Below are 4694 nucleotides of genomic sequence, written 5' to 3'. Positions count from 1 at the left end.
TCTTTAAGACAAGGGGAAGAAAAGCGAGCTTTTCTCTCTTGTACATGCTATGCACAAAAAATCATACCCCCGGCATTTTTTGTGAAGAAAGAAGCCATACAATAAATGCCAGAGGAATCGGCTTGTTATGTATTACTTCTTATTATAGTGGCACTATTTCACACTATTTGCAATTGTACTTGCGATGTTTTGTAAATTTTCCATTGTGTATTCATTTTGATGTGATTTCCAAACAGCACCGAAACCATCGTTTTCACCGTAGCGTGGAATTAAATGAAGGTGGAAGTGGAATACAGTTTGTCCAGCTTTCTCGCCGTTATTGTTAAGTAGGTTGAAACCAACTGGATTAAATTCTGCTTTCATTGCATTTGCGATTTTTGGAACGACAGCAAAAATATGTGATGCGATTTCTGGCGTTAACGCAAAAATGTCTTGTTTGTGTACTTTCGKAATAACAAGAGTATGTCCTTTTGTTACTTGACTAATATCTAAAAATGCAAGTACATGTTCATCTTCGTATACTTTTGAGCAAGGGATTTGCCCGTCAATGATTTTACAAAAAATACAATTGTCCGCTGTATGATTCATCGATCTCATCCTTTCAAATAGTCTTAGCCGTATTTTACCATAATTACATAGGAGAACAAACACGAAAAACAGGAAGCTGACTCAGCTTCCTGTTTTCTGAAGAGGGATTGAAAAAGCATTTTTTATAATTTACGGTTCGCAGACACCTCATTTATWTAAGAAATGCACGGTAAATCGGCTAAAGTTTCTGCCGTAGACACCCCATTTTCAAGTGAAATGAATTGCAATCTTTTTTTAAAATGAAATTGTTTATTTTTTAAAACAGTATATGCTCTTTCGGAGACACCCCGTTTCGAAAATGAAACAAATTATCTGGTTATGTGTAAATTTCATTGTCCAACTTGGACACCCCATTTCATGATGACTTCACTATGTTGTTGTACTCATCAATTGGTGGTTGCTTTTTCAATGTGTTCCTTCTTCACTAATTATGATGTCCGCTTTCGTAAAAATATATGCCAAGAAATTTAAATTTTTTTTTAAGACATCGATACTATGTAGTACAGCGCCATTTTTGGTAAGATGAATGTAGAATGAATACTAATGAAGAAAGTGGTGTCGTATGAGCGAGTTATTGCGTGTAGAAAATGTTACAGGGGGATATACGAAACGACCTGTACTGCAAAATGTTTCGTTCTCTGTTAATAAAGGCGAACTTGTCGGCTTGATCGGTTTAAATGGGGCTGGGAAAAGTACGACAATTAAACATATCATCGGTTTAATGGARCCGAAAAAAGGAACTGTCACAATTAAYGGGAAAACAATTCGTGATGATATGACAGCGTACCGTTCTAGTTTCTCCTTCATTCCAGAAACGCCAGTATTATATGATGAGTTAACGTTAGAAGAGCATTTGAAATTAACAGCGATGGCGTACGGTGTAGATGAAAAACAATATGAAGAACGCGTAGGRCAACTATTACAAGAGTTTCGCATGAAAAATCGYTTRAAATGGTTTCCGTCTCATTTCTCAAAAGGGATGAAACAAAAAGTGATGATTATGAGTGCATTTTTAGTTGAACCATCACTTTACATTGTGGACGAACCTTTCGTTGGGCTTGATCCGTTAGCGATTCAATCACTTCTTCAAATGATGGATCAAATGAAAAAGAGTGGTGCAGGCATCTTAATGAGTACACATATTTTAGCGACAGCAGAGCGCTATTGTGATTCATTCATTATTTTACATCAAGGTGAAGTGAGAGCGATGGGAACATTATCAGAACTTCAATCCGGGTTTAATATGCCTGGTGCAACGCTTGATGATATTTATATTGCGTTAACGAAGGAAGAAGATTATGAATAGCACAGCGTTATGGAAAGAACGATTTCGGCACTTTCTAAAAGAAGTTCGTACATATAGTAAATACGTATTTAATGATCATTTGAAATTTATTTTCGTATTTATCATCGGTGCAGGAGCGTATTATTACCAGCAATGGTTACAAACGTTAACACCTTCGTTTCCGACATCGATTGTTATGGCAGTCTTACTTGGCCTCGTATTAACAGCTGGGTCMRTCCAAACGTTATTAAAAGAAGCAGAYCTCGTKTATTTGCTKCCAGTTGAAGAAAAGTTAAAGCCTTACTTTACGAAGGCATTTCTYTTTACGTTTATGATTCAGTTATACATAATCGCAATGGTAGCMGCTGCGCTTGCCCCGTTATACTTCCAGCAAATGAAACAAACAGGTGCCAATTACATATGGATTGTAATCGCGTTTGTCATTGTAAAAGCGTGGAATTTATTCGTAGCGTGGGAAAAATCATTTTTAACAGATCAAAATGTACAAAGAGCGGATTGGTTTATTCGTTTTATTTTAAACGGCATATTTGTGTACGTCCTTGTAGAACGTACTTCAGTCATTTTTACCGGTGTGATTGTCTTTTTAATGGCGCTATACCTTGCTTTTATGCATCAAAAAGTGAAGGGAAAGCCGCTAAACTGGGAGTATTTAATTTCTGAAGAAGGTAAAAAAATGATGCTGCTATACCGCATTGCGAATATGTTCGTTGATGTACCAGCGTTAAAAGAGAGAGTATCACGTAGGAAATGGCTTGATTTCATTCTTTCGATGATTGGTGAGAAACGTACATATTTATACTTATATACGAGAACATTTTTAAGATCGGGTAACTATTTCGGATTATATATGCGTTTACTCGTTCTTGGGGGAATTATTCTTTACTTTATCCCATTTTTATATGGACGTTTTATCGTAAGCCTTGTTTTCTTATACTTAATCGGCTACCAGCTCTTAACCCTTTGGAAACATCACCGTATGAAAGTTTGGCTTGATTTATATCCGGTAGGGGGAGACGAGAAGAAGAGAGATTTCCTTACTTTATTAAATGCGATTCTTATCATTGGTAGCGTTGTATTTACAATTATATTTGCACTTGCGACGAAAGATTTCATAATGACCGGCATTTTATTTGTAGTAAGCATATTATTTAGTATTGGTTTCGTTTATCAATACGGTGCGAAGCGCATTGAGCGTTTAAACTGAAAGGAATGAACCTATGATTACATATGAAGAGAAGGTTATAAAAGAATTGGAGCAGTGGAAAGCTACATTCATGAAAGATTCTTCTATGATGACACGGTTCTCTAAAAAAGTGCAGGTGAAAGTGCAACAACTAGTGCCCGCGAAAGTGCAAAAGGTACTAACAGAAACGATTCGGATGATGGTGCAAACAATTAGCGCTGGATCAAACTTCATAAAACCGAAGCTAAAAGAAACGAACTGGTCACTGCAAAGAAGAGATGATGAAGTACGTAAAAAAATGGATGAGTACAAAAAAGTCGCAGCGGCAGAAGGGGCAGGAACAGGAGCAGGTGGCATTCTCCTTGGCCTTGCCGATTTCCCGTTATTACTTACTATTAAAATAAAGTTTTTATTTGATGCAGCAACATTGTACGGATTTGATACGAGTAAAAAAGAAGAGCGCCTTTTTATTCTTCACGTTTTCCAGCTTGCTTTTTCAAGTGACGATTACCGAAAAGAAGTATGGAAAGCGATTGAAACGTGGGATACAGAAGAAGAAAATCATATGGACTGGGAAAAGTTCCAAACAGAGTACCGAGACTATATCGATTTAGCAAAAATGCTCCAGCTTGTCCCGATCATCGGTGCCCCGGTCGGAGCGTACGCAAATTATCAATTGTTGCAAAGGCTTGGGGAAGTAACGATGAATTGTTATCGTATGCGATTGCTTAATAGAAATTGATTTACGTTACAAAAAGCATCCTAAATTACACATTTAGGATGCTTTTTTTTATTTTTATTCATATTTTTAATTTTTTTACCAATAATATACAGATAAAGTTACTTGAGCTTACTTTACTGTATTTAGGGGTGCAAAATATGAAAGTATCAATATTTATTACTTGTGTTGCAGATGTTTTTTATCCAGAAGTAGGGAAAGATGTTGTGGAAATTCTTGAAGATTTAGAGTGTAAAGTTGATTTTCCTAAAACTCAAACTTGCTGCGGACAACCAGCTTATAATAGCGGGTATGTGAAAGAAACAAAAACAGCTGCAAAACATATGATTGAAGCCTTTTCCAGTTCAGAATATGTTGTGGCACCATCGGGGTCTTGCGCTATGATGGTTCACGAGTTTTCTAGCTTGTTTTCTGAAAGTGAAGCGGAGTGGAAGAAAAAAGCTACGGAACTTGCAAATAAAACGTATGAATTCACACAATTTCTAGTTGAAGTATTAGGGAAAGAAGACTTAGGTGCGGAGCTTCATAAAAAAGCAACGGTTCATACATCTTGTCATATGAGCCGGTTAATAGGGATTAAGGAACCACCGCAAAAACTATTAAAGTGTGTAAAGGGACTGGAAGTTGTTTCATTGCCGCATAATTATGATTGCTGCGGATTTGGAGGTACATTCTCAGTGAAAATGCCAGAAATTTCTGAGCAAATGGTTGAAGAAAAAGTAAAGCATATTATGGAAACCGGTGCGGAATTGTTAATTGGGATGGATTGTAGCTGCTTAATGAATATAAAAGGACGTTTAACACGTAATGGTTATCCAATTGATGTAAAACATATTGCTCAAGTATTAAATGAAGATCGAAAACAAGGGGGGATATAG

At 36.6% G+C, this 4694-nt stretch carries 5 protein-coding genes; 4 read left to right on the top strand and 1 reads right to left on the bottom strand.

The annotated features are described in order from the left end of the window. Positions 1–153: 153 nt before the first annotated feature. Positions 154–588, bottom strand: coding sequence for an HIT family protein (locus AC1DJR_RS17735; protein ID WP_477003146.1), 435 nt, complete (start codon positions 586–588; stop codon positions 154–156). Between the two features lie 562 nt (positions 589–1150). Here AC1DJR_RS17735 and ecsA point away from each other — a divergent pair. From ecsA to AC1DJR_RS17715, 4 genes are all read left to right on the top strand, one after another. After that, positions 1151–1894: an ABC transporter ATP-binding protein EcsA gene (gene ecsA / locus AC1DJR_RS17730; protein ID WP_001292616.1), complete on the top strand. Its 744-nt coding sequence runs from the start codon at positions 1151–1153 to the stop codon at positions 1892–1894. After that, entirely contained in the window at positions 1887–3098 is a 1212-nt protein-coding gene (locus tag AC1DJR_RS17725; RefSeq protein ID WP_477003145.1) for an ABC transporter permease, read from the top strand. The genes ecsA and AC1DJR_RS17725 overlap by 8 nt, the downstream gene beginning before the upstream one ends. Positions 3099–3111: 13 nt before the next feature. Beyond that, a complete protein-coding gene (gene ecsC / locus AC1DJR_RS17720) occupies positions 3112–3819 on the top strand; it encodes an ecs operon protein EcsC (protein WP_002011122.1) in 708 nt (235 codons plus the stop codon). Between the two features lie 137 nt (positions 3820–3956). Beyond that, positions 3957–4694, top strand: a complete 738-nt coding sequence (locus AC1DJR_RS17715) for a (Fe-S)-binding protein (RefSeq protein ID WP_477003144.1) — start codon at positions 3957–3959, stop codon at positions 4692–4694.

It is taken from the genome of Bacillus sp. 05T31, assembly GCF_056396725.1.
This window is presented reverse-complemented; position numbering and strand designations above follow the sequence as displayed.